Consider the following 19,724-nt stretch of genomic DNA (forward strand, 5'->3'; position numbering starts at 1 on the left):
TCATAGTACTAGTAAAATGCGTGCAGTCTGTACGCATTTTTTTTAACGATGACTTATCAGGAAACCCTCGCGTATCTGTATCAGCAGTTGCCCGTCTTTCACCTGGCAGGTAAGCAGGCGTATAAACCCGGTCTGCTTACGACCGAAATCTTACTGGAACATTTAGGGAACCCCCATCGGAAGTTTAAGACTATTCACGTGGCGGGGACCAATGGAAAGGGGAGTTCCTCGCACATGCTTTCGGCCATTTTGCAGGAAGCGGGTTACAAGACGGGATTGTATACTTCGCCCCATTTAAAAGATTACACCGAACGGTTCAAGATTAATGGCGTGGCCATTGACCCCGAGCGGGTCGTTGCTTTTGTGGAGGAGAACCGAATGTTTATTCAATCGGTAACGCCATCCTTCTTTGAATTAAGTGTTGCTTTAGCTTTTTACGAATTTGCCCGGCAGGAAGTAGACGTTGCAGTGATTGAAGTAGGTATGGGGGGGCGACTGGATTCTACGAATGTAATCGTACCGGAGGTAGCCTTAATTACGAATATTGGCTGGGACCATGCCGACGTTCTGGGGGATACCCTGCCTAAAATTGCCGCGGAGAAAGCGGGTATTATGAAGGCAGGGGTACCCGTTGTCATTAGTGAACGACAACCCGAAACAGACGAAGTATTCCAGACTCAAGCCGATACTCTGCGGGCTCCTTTGACGTTTGCTTCGGATCGATATACCGTACAAACCGAAGAAATAAAGGAAGGAAAGAAAGTGCTTACCATCGAATCAATGAAAGCGGTTCAAATTGTAGCACTGGATCTTTTGGGAAGTTACCAGGCTAAGAATGTTCTGGGGGTACTGGAAACGACGCGTGTGCTGACTCAATCAGGGTATGTGATCACACCGGAAAATATGAAGAAAGCTTTGGGTTGCGTAGTACCCTTGACGGGTTTGAAAGGACGCTGGCAGCAGCTCTCTACACAGCCCTTAACTTATGCGGATACGGGCCATAATGAACCCGGTATTCGGGAGGTGTTTAAAACGATTGCTTCCATCAATTATGAGCATTTGTGGTTTGTACTGGGCTTTGTAGCGGATAAAGACTTGTCAAAAATTCTTCCCTTATATCCAACGCAGGCCCGATACGTATTCTGTCAGGCCTCAACGCCCCGGGCTTTGCCAGCGGAAGCATTGAAGGAACTAGCCGCTAAGCACGGTTTACGTGGAGAAACCATACCTGATGTAAATGAAGCACTGGCTTACGTTCGTACTCACGCAGAGGTTAGGGATTTAATTGTGGTGGGCGGAAGTACGTTTGTGGTGGCAGATCTCAATGAATTGTAATAAAAAAACCTACGTCGAAAGACGTAGGTTTTTTTATTTAAAACCGAATGCTATCAGTAATTAAGCACCAATTTTAGCTACCAGGTCAGCAATACGGCTGGAGTAACCAGCTTCGTTATCATACCAACCTACGATTTTCACGAGTGTACCTTGGCTAGAAGTTAATTCTGAGTCGAAGATACAAGAGTGAGAATCGCCTACGATATCGGCAGATACGATAGGATCTGTTGCATAGAACAGGTATCCTTTCATGGGGCCTTCAGCAGCAGCTTTCATCGCAGCATTGATTTCTTCAGCTGTAGCTTCTTTCTTCAATACGAGCGTAAGATCGGTTACAGAGCCGGTAGGAGTAGGTACGCGGAGTGCAGAACCATCCAGTTTACCTTTCAGGTTAGGTAACACCAGTCCAATTGCTTTGGCAGCACCTGTAGAAGTCGGGATGATCGAAAGAGCAGCGGCACGAGCACGGCGTAAATCGCTGTGAGGGGCATCCTGAAGGTTCTGATCAGCCGTATACGCGTGTACCGTAGTCATGTAACCTTTTTCGATACCAAAGGTGTCGTCGATTACTTTCGCCATCGGGGCCAAGCAGTTCGTCGTACATGAAGCGTTAGAGATGATTTTGTCATCCGCGTTCAGTGTATCGTCGTTAACACCCAATACGACCGTCTTTACGTTTCCTTTGGCAGGAGCAGAAATTACTACTTTCTTAGCTCCGGCCGTCAGGTGCTGACCAGCACCTGCTTCATCTACAAAGCGACCCGTTGATTCGATAACTACGTCAATATTGAGATCTCCCCAGGGAAGTAATTTTGGGTCACGTTCAGCGTAAGCGTGAATTTTGTTACCGTTAACGGTGAGGCTCTCTGAATCTGATTCAACGGTTCCGGCGAATTTACCGTGCACTGAATCGTATTTAAGGAGGTGAGCTAAGGTTGCGTTATCTGTTAAATCATTGATAGCAACAATTTCAACGTTTTCTTTTTCCAATAAACGACGGAAGGAGAGTCTTCCGATGCGTCCGAACCCGTTGATTGCGACACGTACTTTGGCCATGTTGAAAATAGATTATGGTTTTCGTTGCAATATTAAAGAAATTAATTGATTTGGTGGAATTTCAATATTTAGTAATACAAAAGAGCCTATTTTAGTAACAGCAGTATCGATTTTTAGTATATTTTAATTTTTAGCAATAAGCTATTTAGTAATTAGCATTTTTTAGTAAATGGGCTGATTTTTATACTAACTAAAGTAGCGACGTTGTTTGTACGTTCTAGATTAGAATGAAGAAAGAAACGATTCTATCTGATTTGAACTAGCCGTATAATCCAATGAGGAATCTATTTAAGGAAGAATAGGTACACTATTATAAGGCAAAATAAAAAAACAGCCTCTATACACTACTACCTATAGCTTCTGAGCCTATCAAATAAATTGCTTTGGGCACAAGTTCATTTAAACCATTCTCTAGTACTCAGCAGGCATGAATTGGTCTGGTATTATATTTTTATTAATTAGAGTAGGCGAGACTCAATCCTCGTTTATTGATCGATATTACGTGTATCTTCAAGGATTATCTTACGTTGCACTGATAATCAAAATCCTTTCTTACCAAGGAAAATAATATTCTAAATTGCACTATATAACATCCATAAGAAAATCTAATATACTACTTAATACTCTAACAATCTGTTGATTAAGTATAATGATCTTTATAAAATATTCAACCATTGTATGGCCTTTTATTGTACTTTACAAAGTGACAAAATGACGTTACTTCATTTCGACCTTTCGTCTTACCTTTACGGTAAATATATATTTACACCATGAATGAATTGCAAACTACGATCGAACAAATCTGGGACGATCGTCAATTGTTAAGTACCGCTTCTGCTAAAGACGCCATTCAGCAAGTCGTAGAACAAGTTGATAAGGGTACGCTTCGAGTTGCCCAACCACTTACTAATGGAGAGTGGCAAGTTAACGAATGGGTAAAAAAGGCAATCGTCTTATATTTCCCCCTTCAATCTATGGAAGTACAGGAAGTAGGTATCTTCCAGTATCACGACAAGATGAAATTGAAAACTGGCTACGATCAATTGGGTGTACGGGTGGTACCGCCTGCCGTTGCTCGTTACGGTTCTTTCATTTCTAAAGGTGTTATCTTAATGCCTTCCTATATTAACATTGGTGCCTATGTAGATAGTGGTACGATGGTCGACACCTGGGCTACGGTTGGTAGCTGTGCCCAGATTGGAAAAGACGTGCATTTAAGCGGAGGTGTTGGCATCGGTGGCGTACTCGAACCCCCCCAGGCAGCACCTGTAATAATTGAAGACGGGGCTTTCATTGGTTCCCGTTGTATTGTAGTAGAGGGGGCCCATATTGGTAAAAAAGCCGTATTAGGAGCTGGTGTAGTGATTACTGGTAGCTCGAAAATCATTGACGTTACAGGCGAATCACCGGTTGAGTACATCGGAAGAGTTCCTGAAAACTCCGTCGTGATTCCAGGTAGCTATACCAAACAATTCCCGGCGGGCGAATACCAGGTTCCGTGTGCACTCATTATTGGAAAACGTAAAGAAAGTACGGATCTGAAAACATCCCTAAATCAGGCTCTACGTGAAAACAACGTAGCGGTATAAGTATCGCGTTACATCTAATGAATGAATAGAGGAGGGTAGATGCCCTCCTTTTTTATTAAGCTACTTCTCTTACAATGGTGTTACATTTATAAATCATATTATTTACAATAATAAATTACATTGATAATCAATTAGTTGCAAGCGTAAAAATACACACAAAAGTAAATTTACATTAGTTTCTACTTATTTACATTTATAAATTTACAACTGTTTATACTGTGATTTGGATAATTCACAAAAGTAAAATACCTTTGATCCAGTAATAAGTCACAATTGTTACTCTTATGACTGACAAAGAGAAGATCCTTCATCTACTGGAATCCAAAAATTTAACCGCTGCTCAATTTGCCGATACGATCGGAATTCCCCGATCTAGTATTTCTCATATTCTTTCTGAGCGTAACCGACTCAGTATGGATATTGCCCGAAAGGTTGTCAAGCAGTATCCTGAAATTACGTATGAATGGCTTTGCGATGATTCGCCGGAGCAACGAAATATACCCCAAACGCCGGCTTCCTTTATTACTGAATTTCCGGCCGCAGCAAAGCTCCCAGAATCCGCTAAACGAAATGCATTCGTAGGAAAGCCGGATCTAGCTCATTCTCGCGTGGACGACAATCATGCCTTTGATACCAAACATGTCGTCAAAATGATTGTATTTTATTCTGACCAGACCTGGCAGGAAATTATGTAGGCATATCCGGATTCTTTAACTATTCACTAATGTATGCTCATTAAAAATGAATATTCATTCAATATAGGTTCATTTATTAAAGTATACAATTCTGAGTGCCGAAGCGAGCGGACTTGAGATGTCAGCTACTTGATGAGCTTATTCGTTATTCGCTGTATTTCCTAGAAGGTCTTCGATCACGGGTTATTGGACTCCGTGTGTAGTTAACTTCATAAAGTGACGCCTCCAAAGGGGTTGAGGTATGATTGCCTCATGATGAATTCCAACGCGAGCAATAACCCACACGAGCTCATTCATTCTGTCTAAGACCCGAACGGTGGGCTCATGAGATCTGCCTAATTATCCTTTATTGATTAGGTAGTCCCGCTGGATTGATCTCATTAACGACCAGCCATACCTTGGAAGGGCCAAGAACGATCCTATGTAAGGGAAATGCAGTAGGAACTCGTAACTGGCTGATGGGTTTCAATCATTAAAACCCTAGTATTTAGTTATACCTAGTTCCAATCCATTGGGCTTAGAATCAATGGATAAAGGTATAAACATACTTTCCAAGGCCTATCAAAAGAATACAGGGATCATTGAGGAACCTCTATGTAAATGCCTATTTATCAATGCATTACTTCTGATAAAAAAATGACTGTTCCACGTGAATCGTAACTCGTTAATAGCTAATAAGTTAGCTATCGTCACGCCGTGGAACGGGGTAGGTTGAAGAAGCTGGGGGCTGGGAAAGCTGGGAAAAGGGCGGGAGGGAAGCGTATATTTGATGCATCAAGCAGGACATTTAATCAGTGAATGAATGCTCTGCTTCATCCTAATAAAACGCTTATTAAACATAAAGTAGGTTATTATACAACATGGATCAACTTAATTCTCTTCAACAAGTAGCTGAATTTCATCGTACTTTTCATGCTCCCGTACTAGATGATCCACAGATCCCCTCCGAACAAAGATCAAAACTTCGGTACGCCTTATTGGCGGAGGAACTCAAAGAATTCTGGGAAGCTGTAGAAGCCAATGACCTCGTGGGCGTAGCCGATGCCTTATGTGATTTACAATACGTACTTTCGGGAGCGGTACTGGAGTTTGGTCTGGGAGAGAAGTTTGTAGAGCTTTTCAATGAAGTACACCGCTCCAACATGAGCAAGGCCTGCTCTACTGAAGCCGAGGCTCAGGCTACCGTTGCGTTCTACCTGGCCAAAGACGGTACAGAAGCCGCCTATCATGAAGATAATGGTAAATGGCTCGTCTACCGTAAATCGGATCACAAGACGCTTAAATCCGTTAATTACTCGCCGGCTGACCTGGAATCCATTTTACAGGAAGGATAAGTCTCTTCACCTGTAGACTGGTGATGTGTGTTGTCACCAGTCTACAGACCGATCTTCTTGATTGCAGCGACGAATGATTCAACTTGGAATGTTCTCTGCAATCAAGAAGAAATGCCAGCACGACTATTTCATATCATGCCGATACGTCTTCAATCCAAGACTACCATACGCATAGCCGCCTGATAGTCGATTGAAATGTATTTCCGAAAGCAACCACACGCTGCAGCCGATTAAATGATTACGTTAAATAGCCGTGTACTGCGTAGAATTCGTGCGATGAATTTACATTCAGTTCCGTATAAAATCTCAGCTGGTCTTCCTGATCGATTTCTTTTTCAACTTTTTTCTTTTCGCTAGAACGATACCAGACTTTATTCTTTATACGAATATATACCCATGAAATAGCCTAATCTACCCTTATTATCAACTAATTACATTTGTTGTATAATTTATATTATGTTAAGTAATAAAAAAGAATATATACCCTATAGCTTCTTTTATAAAAAAAGCTCTGCGAGAATTTCGCAGAGCTTTTTTTTATAAATAACGTACGCGTTGAAACAATTACTGCAGAGCGGCAATTTTCTCGTCGTAGTTCGTACCCTTATCCAATTGCTTCAGGATGTTGTACGTTTGCAGCAAGTTGGTTTTTAACGCTTCTTCTTGCTTCACAGCCCAGGCTTTTTCGAAGTATGGTAACGCTTGTTTGAATTTAGCTACCGTTTCTTCTTCTACAGCCTTACCTTCTTTATTATAAGAAGCCATATCCATAGCATCGACTTTGCTCTTCACCTGCACACCTTCGTTAAAGTAATACACGCCCATGTTGTAATTGGCGTCGAAGTTGTTAGGCTCAATTTGCAAAGCTTTTTCGTAACCTGCTTTCGCCTGTCCTTTTTGCTCGTCCAGCTTCTTGGTCAGTTCAGCTACTTTGCCCTGTGCTTCGGCAACTTTACCGGCATTAGCCTGATCAGAGGCTGTCTTTGCCTGGGTAGCTGACGCCAGACTCTTCTGAGCATCGGTTAATTTGGTTTTCACCTCACCCAGCTGACGTTTCAATTCTTTATCCGTTGGCTTCTTCTTAAGAGCTGCCGACAAACGCGTTACTTCATCCTGATACAGTTTCACGTCAGCTTCCGCCGTTTTAACAGCTTTTGCAGCGTCACCACCTTTACGGGTTTCGGAAGCATACTTCTTGAGTTCCTCCTGCGTCGTCTGTGCGGCATTGTCGTACAGAATAGCCAGGTTCACCACGTTTTGTACGTTGTTGGGATCCTTGTCCGCCAGAGATTTCAAGTCATTGATCGCTTCATCCGTACGTCCGGAACTCAGATAGATGTTGATTTTCTCATTTTTCAAATCCTTGCTCTCCGGATTAGCAGCGATGCCCTGGTTGAGTACCTTGATGGCCTCATTGTCATTTTTCTCCGTACGGTGAATGTTTGACAGCGTGTAGAAGATCACCGGATCTTTACCGCCTAATTCAAGGTACTTTCCGAAACCTTCTTTCGCCGTTGCATTGTCACCCGTTTGCTGAGCTACGATACCCGTGAACATCGCGGCGGTACTGTCCTTCGGATCAACTTCCATCGCCGTTTTCAACAGCTTCAGAGCATCGGGGAAGTTTTTGTTCTGGTACTTGGCGTTCCCCTGGCCGATCAAACCATAGTACAACCGAACTTTCTCTTTTGCATCAGGAGCCATGACGATTGCTTTCTGAGCATCTTTCGCCGTGCTTCCCTGTTTACCTTCTTTCGTATCCAGTTCGATTGCTTTTTTGTAAGCTTCGTAAGCAGCCAGAGAAGACATCGAATCAAGACCTGCCAAATTTTTATCCGTAGACAGTGCTTCGTATACCTGACCTTTTACCAACCAGGTTTTAGGCTTGGCACCTGACTTAGGGTCCTGAACCGCTTTATCTATCTCCTCCTTTGCTTTGTCGAGCTTACCGCTTTCCATTGCCGATAATGCACTGTTCTGGCCGTAAGCGGTTGCTGATAACAGGCCTAAAAAGGCCGGAAGAATGAGTTTATTCATTGTACTACTAATTTTGGTTTAGTTGCTTTTCTGTGCGAAGTAAAGGATTTTCTCGCTTTCAAGAAAACGTACACAGGAATAGATTTGGTGTACACTTCCCGAAATGAGCAAGGGTATACCCGTATAAAAAAACCTTGGAGACTAATCCCCAAGGTTCAAAAAAATCATGCCTCCATCGTTTCTTCAGGCGGCGTCGTGGGCTGTTCCCCCTCCTGCTCTACCCCTTCGATGAGTTCTTCATTTTCGATTTTGGTAATCGACGAAATCTCATCTCCGTTGCGTAGGTTAATCAGGCGGACGCCCTGCGTATTGCGGCCCATGACCCGGAGATCAGCCACCGCAAAGCGAATAGCCAGACCCGAACGGTTTATGATCATCAAATCATCCCGGTCACTTACTTGCTTGATGGCGACCAGCTTACCGGTCTTGTCGGTTACTTTCAGGGTAGTTACGCCCTTGGCTCCCCGGTTGGTCAGACGGTACTCTTCGATATCCGAGCGTTTGCCGTAGCCTTGTTCAGAAACCACCAGCAGCTGGGCCGTAGTGGGATCGACTACACACACCATGCCAATTACTTTTTCATCGTCGGCCAGTTCAACGCCTTTCACCCCGGTAGCCGTACGTCCCATCGGACGAACTTTTTCCTCATTGAAGCGTACTGCACGTCCGGCATCAACGGCGATAATAATTTCGTTGTTCCCGTTAGTCAGAGCTACATCGAGCAGACGATCACCCTCGTTAATGTTCACGGCGATGATTCCGTTCTGACGGGGCCGTGAATAAGCTTCCAGCGAAGTTTTCTTCACCGTACCCTGTTCCGTACACATCACAATGAAGTTATTGTTGATGTAATCCGGATCCGTCAGCGTTTTCACGTTGATGACCGCCCGAATCTTATCACCCGCTTCAATGTTGAGCAAGTTCTGAATGGGACGTCCTTTGGCTACTTTGTTTCCTTCGGGAACGTTGAATACGCGTAACCAGAAGCATTTACCCGTGTCGGTAAAGAACAGCAGGTAATTGTGCATGGTCGCCGTAAAGAGGTGCTCGGTGAAATCGTCGTCCTTGGTTTTGACACCGCGGGCTCCGACGCCCCCGCGACTTTGCGTCCGATACTCCACCAGTGGTGTACGCTTGATATAGCCTTGCGAAGAAATGGTAATGAGCATTTCTTCATCGGCAATCATGTCTTCAATGGACAGTTCGTCGTCCGCGTGCGAGATCTGCGTCCGACGTTCATCGCCGTAGCGGGCCCGTAGCTCGGTCAGATCGTCTTTGATGACCTGGTACTGACGTTCGGGGCGAGCCAGGATGTCTTCCATATCAGCGATGAAACGCATCAGCTCGTTGTATTCTTCCTGAATCTTATCGCGTTCCAGACCCGTCAGACGTTGCAGACGCATATCCAGAATAGCCCGGGCCTGTGCTTCACTCAGAACGAGGTTGTTTGCTCCCTCATTTTTGAAGGTATCAACGATTTGCAAACTACGATCCGGATTATTCAGGAACGCCTCGCGTTGAGCGGTCGTCATGAAGGATCCGTTCATCAATCCAGCTTTCGCTACTTCCGGATCGCGTGAACTACGAATCAGGGCAATAACGGCATCGAGGTGATCCAGAGCAACCAGCAGACCTTCCAGAATGTGAGCCCGCTTGCGAGCTTCCTTCAGATCGTAACGCGTCCGGCGAACGATTACATCCAGACGGTGTTCGACGTAGTGTCGAATCATGTCTTTCAGGTTGAGCGTCATCGGACGACCCTTCACCAGAGCCACGTTGTTGACACTGAACGCCGTTTGCAGGGGTGTATGCTTGTACAGGTTATTCAGTACCACATTGGGTACGGCATCCCGTTTCAGCTCAATCACCAGACGAATCCCTTCGCGGTTGGAGCTTTCGTCGCGAATGGCCGAAATTCCTTCCAGCTTTTTATCTTCAACCAGTTCGGCAATTTTTTCCTGAAGAACGGCTTTATTGACCTGGTACGGCATATCCGTCACCACGATCTGATCTTTACCCGTCTTGGTTTGCTCGAACGTAGCATTGGCCCGGATGACAATACGTCCCCGGCCCGTTTCAAACGCATTCTTGATTCCACTTAAACCGTAGATGGTACCACCCGTTGGAAAATCGGGGCCTTTGATGTGGTGCATCAGTTCGGCAATGGTAATCTCCGGATTATCGACGTAGGCAGCAATCCCATCCACTACTTCCGTCAGGTTGTGCGGAGCCATGTTCGTAGCCATACCGACCGCAATCCCGGCTGAACCATTCAGTAACAGGTTCGGGATTTTAGCGGGCATTACCGTAGGTTCCTGCAACGAATCATCGAAGTTGTTCTGAAAGTCAACCGTTTCTTTACCCAAATCGGCTAACATTTCTTCGGCGATCCGTTTCAGACGGGCTTCCGTATAACGCATCGCCGCCGGTGAATCGCCGTCAATCGAACCAAAGTTACCCTGGCCGTCCACCAACGGATATCGCAAGGACCAGTCCTGGGCCATACGTACCATGGTATCGTAGACCGATGAATCCCCGTGCGGGTGGTATTTGCCTAAAACTTCTCCAACAATACGGGCTGATTTCTTATGTGCTCGATTGTAATTAACGCCCAACTCGTCCATCCCAAAAAGCACGCGGCGGTGTACGGGCTTCAAGCCGTCCCGCACGTCGGGCAAGGCACGCGATACGATAACCGACATCGAATAATCGATGTAGGCCCCCCGCATTTCGTCCTCGATGTTAATGGGAATAATGTTACCTGAGTTACTGTTTTCGGGCAGATGGTCTTCTGTAGTTTCAGCCATTTTAAATCAATTGCAGAATTTCCCGATCAAATGAGGGATTCTATGTAAGAAGTACCAAAAATACTGATTTTTTGCCGTTTTTTCAAAGATTTACCCAACAAATCAGGCCCGCTGAGACGTTATTATTTGTATTTTTTAAAGAATACACCAACGGCAAAACAAAGGGCCTGATTCGGCCTTTTTTCCACGCTCACGGGCCTTCTATTGCCGCTTATACTTTTTCCCAGGGAAGTAGTTTTTTAAACTTCTTCTTGGTTTTAGGATCTTTATTCTCCCGGTACAGTGATTTTTCTTCAGCTTCGCCCCGGGCGTTTTTTCAACTTCCACCCAAAGCTGTGCGTCGGCGAAGCGAAGATGGAACTACCCCGGTAAATCCTTCCTTCGTGGCGGTGCTCCATTTTTACGTGACAACTTTTCATCGGACACTTGGGTGCCCAGCACGAACTGAGTAGTCCCATGAGTCCGATGAGCAAGACCCAGCTAACATACGATTTCATACAGTACAAGTTATAATCCTAGCAACGAGCAAAGAAAAGGCAGACGTATACCAAACGGGACTTTCTTCGCAAATCCCCCTTTTTGATTCCCTGTTGCACGATTCCCGCTCCTACTTTTACGGCAAAGTAATAAAAAGATTATACGTAACTTCCCTAAACAGCTTTCGAATGGCTCATACGCACGACCATAGCCATAGTCACACCCCCACGGAAATCAACCGGGCGTTCATCTGGGGTATTGGACTCAATACCGCCTTTGTACTGGTGGAAGTCCTGGCAGGTTTGTATACCGATTCACTGGCCCTGCTCACGGATGCAGGTCACAACTTAAGCGACGTAGCGAGTCTGTTACTGGCGATGCTGGCCTTTCGGCTAGCCAAGGCCCAGCCGACGTCCCGGTTTACGTACGGCTTTCAGAAGAGTACCATTCTGGTATCACTGGGAAATGCCGTGCTCCTGCTCGTAGTAATGGGCGGTATTGGCTACGAAGCCATTCAGCGTTTTTCCAGTCCCCAACCCGTACCCGGGGATACGATTGCCCTGGTCGCCGGAGTTGGCATTGTGATCAATACGCTAACGGCTCTGTTATTTTTTCGCCAGAAAGACCACGATCTGAATGTGAAGGGAGCTTATTTACACCTGATGGCTGATGCACTGGTTTCAGCCGTTGTAGTCGTCGCGGGGGTACTGATGCCCCGACTGGGCTGGTACTGGCTGGATCCGGTGCTTGGTCTGGTCGTAGCCGTGGTGGTCGTAGCGAGTACCTGGTCTCTCTTACGGGATAGCCTGGTGTTGTCGCTGGATGGGGTGCCTACTAACGTGAACCCCGAAACCATTCGAAACCAAATGTTAAAAAACCCCGCGGTTCTCGATGTCCACCACCTACACATCTGGGCCATGAGTACGACCGAAAACGCCTTGACGGCCCACGTGGTTGTAGCTACCGAACTGAGCGGTACTGAACTGTACCAGGTCAAACAGGAGCTGCGGCATTCGCTGGAACACCTGTCCATCCAACATGCTACGCTCGAAACGGAAAGCCCGGACGATCCCTGCCTGGATACCCACCATCACTGATACCACAGACAACAAAAAAAGGTTACGTTTCGCAACGTAACCTTTAAAAGAGCCCCCTATCGGGATCGAACCAATGACCTACTGATTACAAGTCAGTTGCTCTACCAGCTGAGCTAAGGAGGCCTCTTTAGTTTGTTTGTCGGTGTTGTTTTCCTTCAAACGTGCCGCAAAACTAAAGCAATTTTCAACCCTTGTCAACCTTGCAGCTATATTTTTTTTTGAGCTGTTTTGTAAGTAGCTGATCTCCAAAGATCTTTTCACAAAAAAAGCCTCACGTATCGGTGAGGCTTTTTTTGTTTTACTAGTCTTCGGCTTCGCGAACGACCCGCAACTGATGCTGGAGTTGTTCGAGATCCTTACGCGAACGATCAATCCGTTTTTCAAAATCCAGTTTGATCTTATCGGCATTTTTCGAGTTGGCAAAAAAGGCCAGGTTATTTTCCATCTGGGCGATTTCATCTTCCAGCGTACGGATTTTACGACGAATATCGTTTTCCCGTCCGCGTAAATCACCCGAGCCGCCCCGACCGCGATCCTGCTTGACGAGCTCAACTTCGCTTTCCAGCACGAGTTGTTCTTTTTCGTGAGCACTCAGTTTACCCATCGCTGCTACGTAACTGTTTACAGCTTTGATATACCGTTGCTGAATGTTCTGCATCTCTTTACGCGGTACAAAGCCAATCGCAGCCCAGCGAGCTTTAAACGCGTTGAGCTTTTCCAGATCGGTTTCACCGGATTTGGCCTGCGTTTCAATTTCCTCGCAAAGTGCTTTTTTCTGCTCCAGGTTCGATTCGTATTCTTTTTCGATACCGGCGTTCTTGTTACGCTTCCGCTCGAAGAAGGCATCACAGGCTTTTTTGAAGCGATCGAAAATTTTGTCCCGCATTTTTTCGGGTACGTGACCAATGGATTTCCACCGACGCTGTAATTCAATGATGGTATTGGTAGCATCCGCTGAATCATCACCGCTTTCGAGCAGGCCTTCTGCCTGTTCGCACAAAGCCGTTTTCTGCCGCAGATTTTCGTCACGTTTAGCTTCGAGCTGACGGAAGAATTCGCCTTTGTTACGGAAGAACGTTTTTATATCAGCCCAGAATTTCTGGCTCATCTCCCGGCCCTTGTCCCGTGGCATCGGACCTTTAACCGCATTCCACTGATCCTGAACGGCCAGCAGTGCTTTGGTCTTATCATTCCATTCGTTGATGGAATTAGAATGGAAACTGGTAAAGGTTTCGGCCAGAGAAGCAATTTCCTGTTTGAGCTTGTAAATTTCTTCCGCCTGTACTTTGTTCGTTTCGTTTTGCTCGCGTTTCTTACCGTATAATACGTCCAACGCCGCCTTGAAACGACGCCAGAGTTCTTCGTTTACTTCCTTAGGTGCGGGACCGATGTGCTTGAACTCTTCAAACTGTTCGTTGGCTTCGTCGAGCATCTTACCGGAAACGTCCTCACCACCCTGCACGGAAGCGACGGTTTTTTCTACACGTTCAATCAGCTCGATCTTGGATTGCATATTTCGCTTGCGATCCAGTTCCTTCAGCTCAAAGTAGATATTCCGGTTGTTGAAATACCGATCTACCAAGGCGTGGTAGGTTTGCCAGAGTGTATTATTATGAGCCGAGGCAATGTTGCCGGCACCTTTCCAGTCCGTTTGAATCTGCTTGAAGGTTTCCCAGCTTTTCTCCCCTGCTCCGCTTTTTTCTTCATTTTCAACCAGATCCCGCAGCTTGTTGAGCAACTCGGTTTTCTTGGCAAAATTATCTTCACGGGCTTTCTCGGCCTGCTGATACTGACGCGAACGTTCGCTACGAATCTGACCATACAGCTGATCAAACTTCTGCGTCAGATCATCCGGTTTATAAGCAAAGCCTTCCTCTTCACCTCCTTCTTCGATGAATCGCTGAAGTGCTTCCTGCCGTTCGGTCGTCTTGAAATGATCGAATACCGGACGAATTTCCCGCAACATGGCGTCGGTCACCTTGAGGTCGGCCGTACCGGCTTTCACGGCCGTCAGGGTCGTTTCCACCAGATTTACCAGATCCTGCTTCGACCAATGCGTGTAGTCGGTTTGGGTTTCAAGCATTTCTTCCGATTCTTCCGTGGAGTCATCGGGGCGTTCGTCGGGCGTTTCTACGATTTCAGATTCGTTCGTATCGTACGTAGGCGTAGAAGGTTCCGCAACCTCGGGAGCCGCCTCGGCTACTACTTCCGGCGTAGAATCCAAATCGGGAATCACGCTTTCAGAGGCAGGTACGTCAGAAGCTGAAGCCTCAACGCCAAAATCAGGAACGTCCTGGGTTTCTTCCGTCGGTGCTTCAGTAGTGGGTTGTTCGCTCGTACCCGCGGGTTGCGTCGTTTCCTCTGCAGATTGGCCTTTCGGTGCATTCATTTCCGTAGGTTGCTCTTCAGGGGTCAGTTGGTTGTCGTCAATCATTATTGAAATCCTTTACCCATTGATTGGAATGGCAAAAATAGAATAATTTCTCCAGTGCCTGCGTCGCTTCGTCGATTCCGCAGGTTTTGAAACATTTTTTTTGATAAAAATCAGGGAAATCCCACTCAATTCTATGGATTAAGCATTTGTTTTGCCCGTCTTACCAACGATTTAAACCAATGGCTTCATCCCTGCTGGACTTATCTGCTCTTCGAGAAAACTATACCAGGGGTATTCTGGACCAGAATACGGTACACGCTAATCCCCTCGAACAGTTCCGTCAGTGGTTTACCGAAGCCGCTTCTTCACAGCTTCCCGAACCTAACGCCATGCATCTGGCCACGGTTGCAGCGGATGGTCAGCCCTCGGGCCGTATCGTGTTGCTGAAAACCGTAGACGAACGAGGCTTTGTCTGGTTTACCAATTACGAAAGCAAAAAAGGTCAGGAACTGGCCTCTTCTGCCCGGGCGGCCCTCACGTTTTTCTGGGTTGAACTCGAACGGCAGGTACGCGTGGAAGGGATCGTTGAGAAAGTCTCCCCTGAAGAATCAGACGCCTATTTTGCGGTTCGTCCCCGAGGCAGTCAGATTGGAGCCTGGGCTTCGCCGCAAAGTAATATCATTGATAGTCGGGCAATCCTGGAAGCTCGCGAACAAGAAATGATGGATCGTTTTGCCAACCAGCCCATTCCTCGTCCCCCGCATTGGGGCGGTTACCGACTTTACCCCGCCGGCTGGAATTCTGGCAGGGTCGGGCTTCCCGCCTCCACGACCGCATTCAGTACGAATGGACGGAAGACGAACGCTGGGCAATCGAACGCTTAGCTCCTTAAGTTCAACTTACTTAAATGATTCATAAATCTGGATCATTTGACGAGCCGTGCGTTCCCAGGTAAAAGGATGCACGGCTTTTTTTCCATCCTCAACTAGCTGATGGCGAAGCTTTTCGTCGGATAACAATGCGGTTAATGCCTGAGCAATGGAGTCAGGAGCCTGTGGCTGAATGTATCGAGCCGCCGATCCCACTACTTCCCGTAACGAAGGCAAATCAGAACATACCAAGGGGACACCTGCCGCCAGAGCTTCCAAAGCGGGGGCACTAAAACTTTCTCGTAACGACGGATAGACCATCACGGAGGCTAATTGATACAGGGCCGGTACATCCTCATGAGCTACGTTTTCGAGTGCTAGTATTCGTGAACGCAATCGAACGTGTAAACCTAAAGCGGCATTAAGTAAGGATTCTGGGGTATCCAATAATACAAGCGATACCTCTGGAAATGCTTCTGCTAGTTGTGAAAAGGCATCTATTAAACCCGTCAGATTTTTTTTAGGATCCGTACTTCCTAATCCTAATACGTACGATTGGGGTAAGCGATAGCGGGTTTGGACGTACTGCTGTCGTTCGGGTACTACCGTTTGAAAGGTTTCATTTACGCCGTTGTACACCACCTGTATGCACTCAGCCTTTACTTTAGGAAATTTCTGCAAAATCCGCTGTTTCTCGTCTTCCGACACCGTTATGACACGTTCGGCCTGATCGACTACCCGCGGCACAATCCATCGCCGGTAGCGATTACTCAACTGCTGAAAGCGGGTTTCCGTCTTTCGACGATCTTCCATGAAATTAATATGGTGCAGATTGAGAATAAGTGGTACCTCCCTACGTACGGGAGCGGTATTGGCCGTACTGTGCAGGACGTGAATCTGAAACCGACGCATGTAACGCGGCAATTGTACTTGCTCCCAATGCAGATAGTTATACCCGGGGATTTCTACCACGTGGAAGTTGGGAGCCTCGGCCAAGCAATCCCGGTCGGCATCGGGCCGGGCAAAAATAAAGTACTCATTACGCCGGTCGATCTTTTGTAACGCGTGAATTAAATCCAGGGCTACAAAGTCAGAACCGTGCTTTTGGGGGTCAAATAAGCGTTGGGCCTCGATACCAATTTTCATAGTCCCACTACCGGAGCATAGGTTAACGTTGTGAAGGAGCATCAAAGCTAATCATAAGCTTTTGGGAATTTTTTACTATTTTTATATGTTTATACATATATTGTAAAAACATATGATTTGCCTCTCAGTAATTATTTATTAATGACCTTAACGTCAGGCCATTACATTACATTTAACCCCTATACTCCTAACCGATATGGATTTACACGCTCTTAAAAATCTAACGGATTCTTATTCATCCACTCAATCCATGCCCGTACTTTTCATAGGACATGGGTCACCGATGAATGGTATAGAACACAATCTGTTCAGCCAAAGCTGGCGGGAACTGGGCCAGCAATTGCCCCACCCGACGGCCGTACTGGTTATTTCGGCTCACTGGCTTACGCGGGGTACACACGTGACGGCTATGGAAGCCCCACCGACCATTCATGATTTCAGAGGCTTCCCCCAGGAACTTTTTGACGTGCAGTATCCTGCTCCGGGCAGCTTACCCATAGCCCTGGAAACCCAGCGTCTCATCACGAGTACCCACGTAGGATTGGATCACGACTGGGGCCTGGATCATGGTTCCTGGACCGTCGTTCGTCACATGTATCCCGACGCCGACATTCCGGTACTGCAACTCAGCATCGATTATAATCAGCCCGCTAGTTACCACTATGCCTTAGCTAAGGAATTAGCTGCCTTACGTAAAAAGGGGGTTTTGATTTTGGGTAGCGGTAATATGGTGCACAACCTGCGAATGGTTGCCTGGGAACACCTTAATAAACCCGAATACGGCTACGATTGGTCCATTGCCATGAATGAAGCGTTTAAAAAACACATTACTTCCGGCAATCATGAAGTGCTAATTCAGTACGAAAAGCTAGGAGCGGCTGCTCAGCTAGCCATCCCAACGCCGGACCATTACTATCCCCTACTGTACACCCTTGGGCTGCAAACATCAGCCGATGAGGTCCATTTTTTCAATGACAAAGTCGTTGGCGGCTCCCTGACCATGACCTCGGTCCTGCTCACTTAGTCTTTCAAAAGCATTTTATTCAACTTTAGAATGCTTTTTAACGTTTCAATAGCGTTATAATGTTATATATAACATTAATGGTTAGCTTTACTTCTGATCCATAAAGTCAAAATGCCGGTGGCTTACAGTATGATCTCTGTAAACCACCGGCGTCTATGAAGTCTTATTAACTTCTACGCTTAAATCAGCGAGGACAGATTTTTTGCACCGATCTGGCGGTAATTAGTATACCCTTCCCCAAATTCTACGCCAATCTGATGTCCCAGCTCTCGCCAGCGGGCCACCAGAAAATCCATAAATTCTTTGCTGGAGATATACGAAGACGGTTCGTCGCTGTCTGGATTGAAGAATTGGCTGCGATAGGCCTTAATACTCTCTACTTTCTGTTGCCAGTAATCCGAAATATCGACGACTACATCTGGCTTAATATACCGATCCTGGATATAGTGAAAAACCTGTCTCGCTCGCCACGGAGCCTGGGGCGTACCATCCGGTTCGAACGTTTCGATGCGACGCAGACCACTCAGGAAATGAGCGGTTTCGGCCACAGCTGCCGCTTTTCCATGGTCGGGATGCCGATCATCGATGGCATTTGCAATCAGAATTTCGGGTTGATATCGGCGAATGACTTCCACGACTTTCAACTGATGAGCCTCGTCGTTGACAAAAAAGCCATCCCTAAATCCCAGGTTCTCACGAGCCGAAAGACCCAACATTCGAGCCGCATCGGCTGCTTCCTGTAATCGAATTTCAGGGGTCCCCCGCGTACCGAGTTCTCCCTGGGTGAAATCGACAATCCCTACCTTTTTGCCATTAGCCACTTCCATGGCCATCAAACCACCGCAGGACATTTCTGCATCGTCGGGGTGAGCGGCCAACACCAATAGATCTAATTTCATTAGCGTATACGCAATTTTTGCCCGATTTGCAGTCGGGTCGTTCGTAATCCATTTAATTCTTTGATGCGACCAATGGTGATGCCTGAACGTCGGGAGATTTCGTCCAGTGTATCCCCTTTTCGCACGGTATACCAATCCGTTTCCCGGTATTCTACTTCTTCCTCTTCACTATCGCCTTCCGCCTGCACTTCATCAAACTTACGACCCGTAACGTAAGCAAATACCCGGGGCGTCAGTATATACTGATTGAATCGAATGATGTTTTCTGGAAAGGCAAAGATTTCCAGCGGATTGAACGGATGCCCTTCGTACCGTAGCTCAAAGTGCAAATGGGAACCTGTACTCCGCCCGGTATTTCCTCCTAAACCAACGATTTCTCCTGCCTTTACGAGTTGTTTGGGCTGAACCAGCTGCCTGGATAAATGGCCATACACGGTTTCCAAACCGTTATAATGCCGTACCACTACGTAGCGACCAAATCCCCTGCTATCGTAACTTACCACCCGTACCTGGCCATCGAAGGCCGTTTTTACGGGGTCTCCGGTTTTCAGGTTCAGGTCAATGCCCTTATGCCAGCGAATTCGTCTCCAACCGAAGGCCGATGTGGGTCGACCCGTTTCCATGGGAGCTGACCAATACTGCTGACGAGTCGAGTCATACAGCTGAATGGAAATAGCGGCGTCAAAGTTCCGAATATCGTACCCGTACGGATTAACGTGATGTTCATCCCACACGCGATACCGCTCACTCACCTTGGCCCAGCTTTCCGAATCATGCGGCCGAATTTCCTGAATCGTCTCCACCACTAACTGGTCATTCTGTAATTGAGCGGCCACCATGGTATCCACTGCACTCCTAACCAGCGGGTTTAGTACTTTCTGAGGTTCAAAGGGTTGTTGCGAATGAAGCAGGGGAACGGGTTCCATTCGGGCGGGAAGGCTGGAAACGGAAGGGTTAACTTTAGCTTTAATAGCCGGAGTTTTTT

13 protein-coding genes, 1 tRNA gene and 1 pseudogene are annotated in these 19,724 nt (G+C 46.6%); 7 read left to right on the forward strand and 8 right to left on the reverse strand.

The features are described 5' to 3' along the window. Window positions 1–48 precede the first annotated feature (48 nt). The gene (locus BWI97_RS01395) at window positions 49–1,335 is read left to right on the forward strand and encodes a folylpolyglutamate synthase/dihydrofolate synthase family protein (protein WP_102199766.1); all 1,287 of its coding nucleotides are present in this window, start codon (window positions 49–51) and stop codon (window positions 1,333–1,335) included. A 60-nt stretch (window positions 1,336–1,395) separates the two neighbouring features. On the opposite strand, the gene gap is transcribed toward BWI97_RS01395, so the two are convergent. After that, entirely contained in the window at window positions 1,396–2,391 is a 996-nt protein-coding gene (gene gap / locus BWI97_RS01400) for a type I glyceraldehyde-3-phosphate dehydrogenase (RefSeq protein ID WP_094810378.1), read from the reverse strand. 770 nt (window positions 2,392–3,161) lie between these two features. Between gap and BWI97_RS01405 the strand changes: the two genes are divergently transcribed. From BWI97_RS01405 to BWI97_RS01415, 3 genes are all read left to right on the forward strand, one after another. Further along, window positions 3,162–3,980: a 2,3,4,5-tetrahydropyridine-2,6-dicarboxylate N-succinyltransferase gene (locus BWI97_RS01405; RefSeq protein ID WP_094810376.1), complete on the forward strand. Its 819-nt coding sequence runs from the start codon at window positions 3,162–3,164 to the stop codon at window positions 3,978–3,980. Between the two features lie 284 nt (window positions 3,981–4,264). Beyond that, the gene (locus BWI97_RS01410) at window positions 4,265–4,675 is read left to right on the forward strand and encodes a helix-turn-helix transcriptional regulator (RefSeq protein WP_094810374.1); all 411 of its coding nucleotides are present in this window, start codon (window positions 4,265–4,267) and stop codon (window positions 4,673–4,675) included. A gap of 860 nt (window positions 4,676–5,535) precedes the next feature. Next, entirely contained in the window at window positions 5,536–6,009 is a 474-nt protein-coding gene (locus BWI97_RS01415) for a nucleoside triphosphate pyrophosphohydrolase family protein (RefSeq protein WP_094810372.1), read from the forward strand. Between the two features lie 564 nt (window positions 6,010–6,573). Here BWI97_RS01415 and BWI97_RS01420 read toward each other — a convergent pair. Continuing rightward, window positions 6,574–8,046: a lipopolysaccharide assembly protein LapB gene (locus BWI97_RS01420; RefSeq protein ID WP_102199767.1), complete on the reverse strand. Its 1,473-nt coding sequence runs from the start codon at window positions 8,044–8,046 to the stop codon at window positions 6,574–6,576. A gap of 164 nt (window positions 8,047–8,210) precedes the next feature. Beyond that, a complete protein-coding gene (gyrA, locus tag BWI97_RS01425) occupies window positions 8,211–10,853 on the reverse strand; it encodes a DNA gyrase subunit A (protein WP_094810368.1) in 2,643 nt (880 codons plus the stop codon). Window positions 10,854–11,518: 665 nt separating this feature from the next. Between gyrA and BWI97_RS01430 the strand changes: the two genes are divergently transcribed. After that, complete coding sequence (locus BWI97_RS01430; RefSeq protein ID WP_102199768.1) at window positions 11,519–12,427, forward strand: cation diffusion facilitator family transporter; 909 nt, start codon at window positions 11,519–11,521, stop codon at window positions 12,425–12,427. A 50-nt stretch (window positions 12,428–12,477) separates the two neighbouring features. On the opposite strand, the gene BWI97_RS01435 is transcribed toward BWI97_RS01430, so the two are convergent. Continuing rightward, window positions 12,478–12,550, reverse strand: a tRNA-Thr gene (locus BWI97_RS01435). A gap of 178 nt (window positions 12,551–12,728) precedes the next feature. Next, window positions 12,729–14,861, reverse strand: a complete 2,133-nt coding sequence (locus BWI97_RS01440) for a DUF349 domain-containing protein (protein ID WP_102199769.1) — start codon at window positions 14,859–14,861, stop codon at window positions 12,729–12,731. 179 nt (window positions 14,862–15,040) lie between these two features. On the opposite strand from BWI97_RS01440, the pseudogene pdxH reads away from it, so the two are divergent. Then, window positions 15,041–15,693: pseudogene (gene pdxH, locus BWI97_RS01445) on the forward strand (pyridoxamine 5'-phosphate oxidase). A gap of 7 nt (window positions 15,694–15,700) precedes the next feature. Here pdxH and BWI97_RS01450 read toward each other — a convergent pair. Further along, window positions 15,701–16,816, reverse strand: coding sequence for a glycosyltransferase family 1 protein (locus BWI97_RS01450; protein WP_158242658.1), 1,116 nt, complete (start codon window positions 16,814–16,816; stop codon window positions 15,701–15,703). A gap of 196 nt (window positions 16,817–17,012) precedes the next feature. On the opposite strand from BWI97_RS01450, the gene ygiD reads away from it, so the two are divergent. After that, window positions 17,013–17,840: a 4,5-DOPA dioxygenase extradiol gene (ygiD, locus tag BWI97_RS01455; protein WP_094810356.1), complete on the forward strand. Its 828-nt coding sequence runs from the start codon at window positions 17,013–17,015 to the stop codon at window positions 17,838–17,840. A gap of 179 nt (window positions 17,841–18,019) precedes the next feature. Here the strand turns inward: ygiD and bshB1 are convergent, their stop codons facing one another. Both bshB1 and BWI97_RS01465 read right to left on the reverse strand, forming a co-directional pair. Continuing rightward, window positions 18,020–18,739 carry a bacillithiol biosynthesis deacetylase BshB1 gene (bshB1, locus tag BWI97_RS01460; RefSeq protein ID WP_094810354.1) on the reverse strand — a complete coding sequence of 240 codons (720 nt, stop codon included), beginning with the start codon at window positions 18,737–18,739 and terminating at the stop codon, window positions 18,020–18,022. Next, a complete protein-coding gene (locus BWI97_RS01465) occupies window positions 18,739–19,665 on the reverse strand; it encodes a peptidoglycan DD-metalloendopeptidase family protein (protein WP_158242659.1) in 927 nt (308 codons plus the stop codon). The genes bshB1 and BWI97_RS01465 overlap by 1 nt, the downstream gene beginning before the upstream one ends. Between the last annotated feature and the right edge of the window lie 59 nt (window positions 19,666–19,724).

The organism is Siphonobacter sp. BAB-5405 (assembly GCF_002872335.1).
Taxonomy (GTDB): Bacteria; Bacteroidota; Bacteroidia; order Cytophagales; family Spirosomataceae; genus Siphonobacter.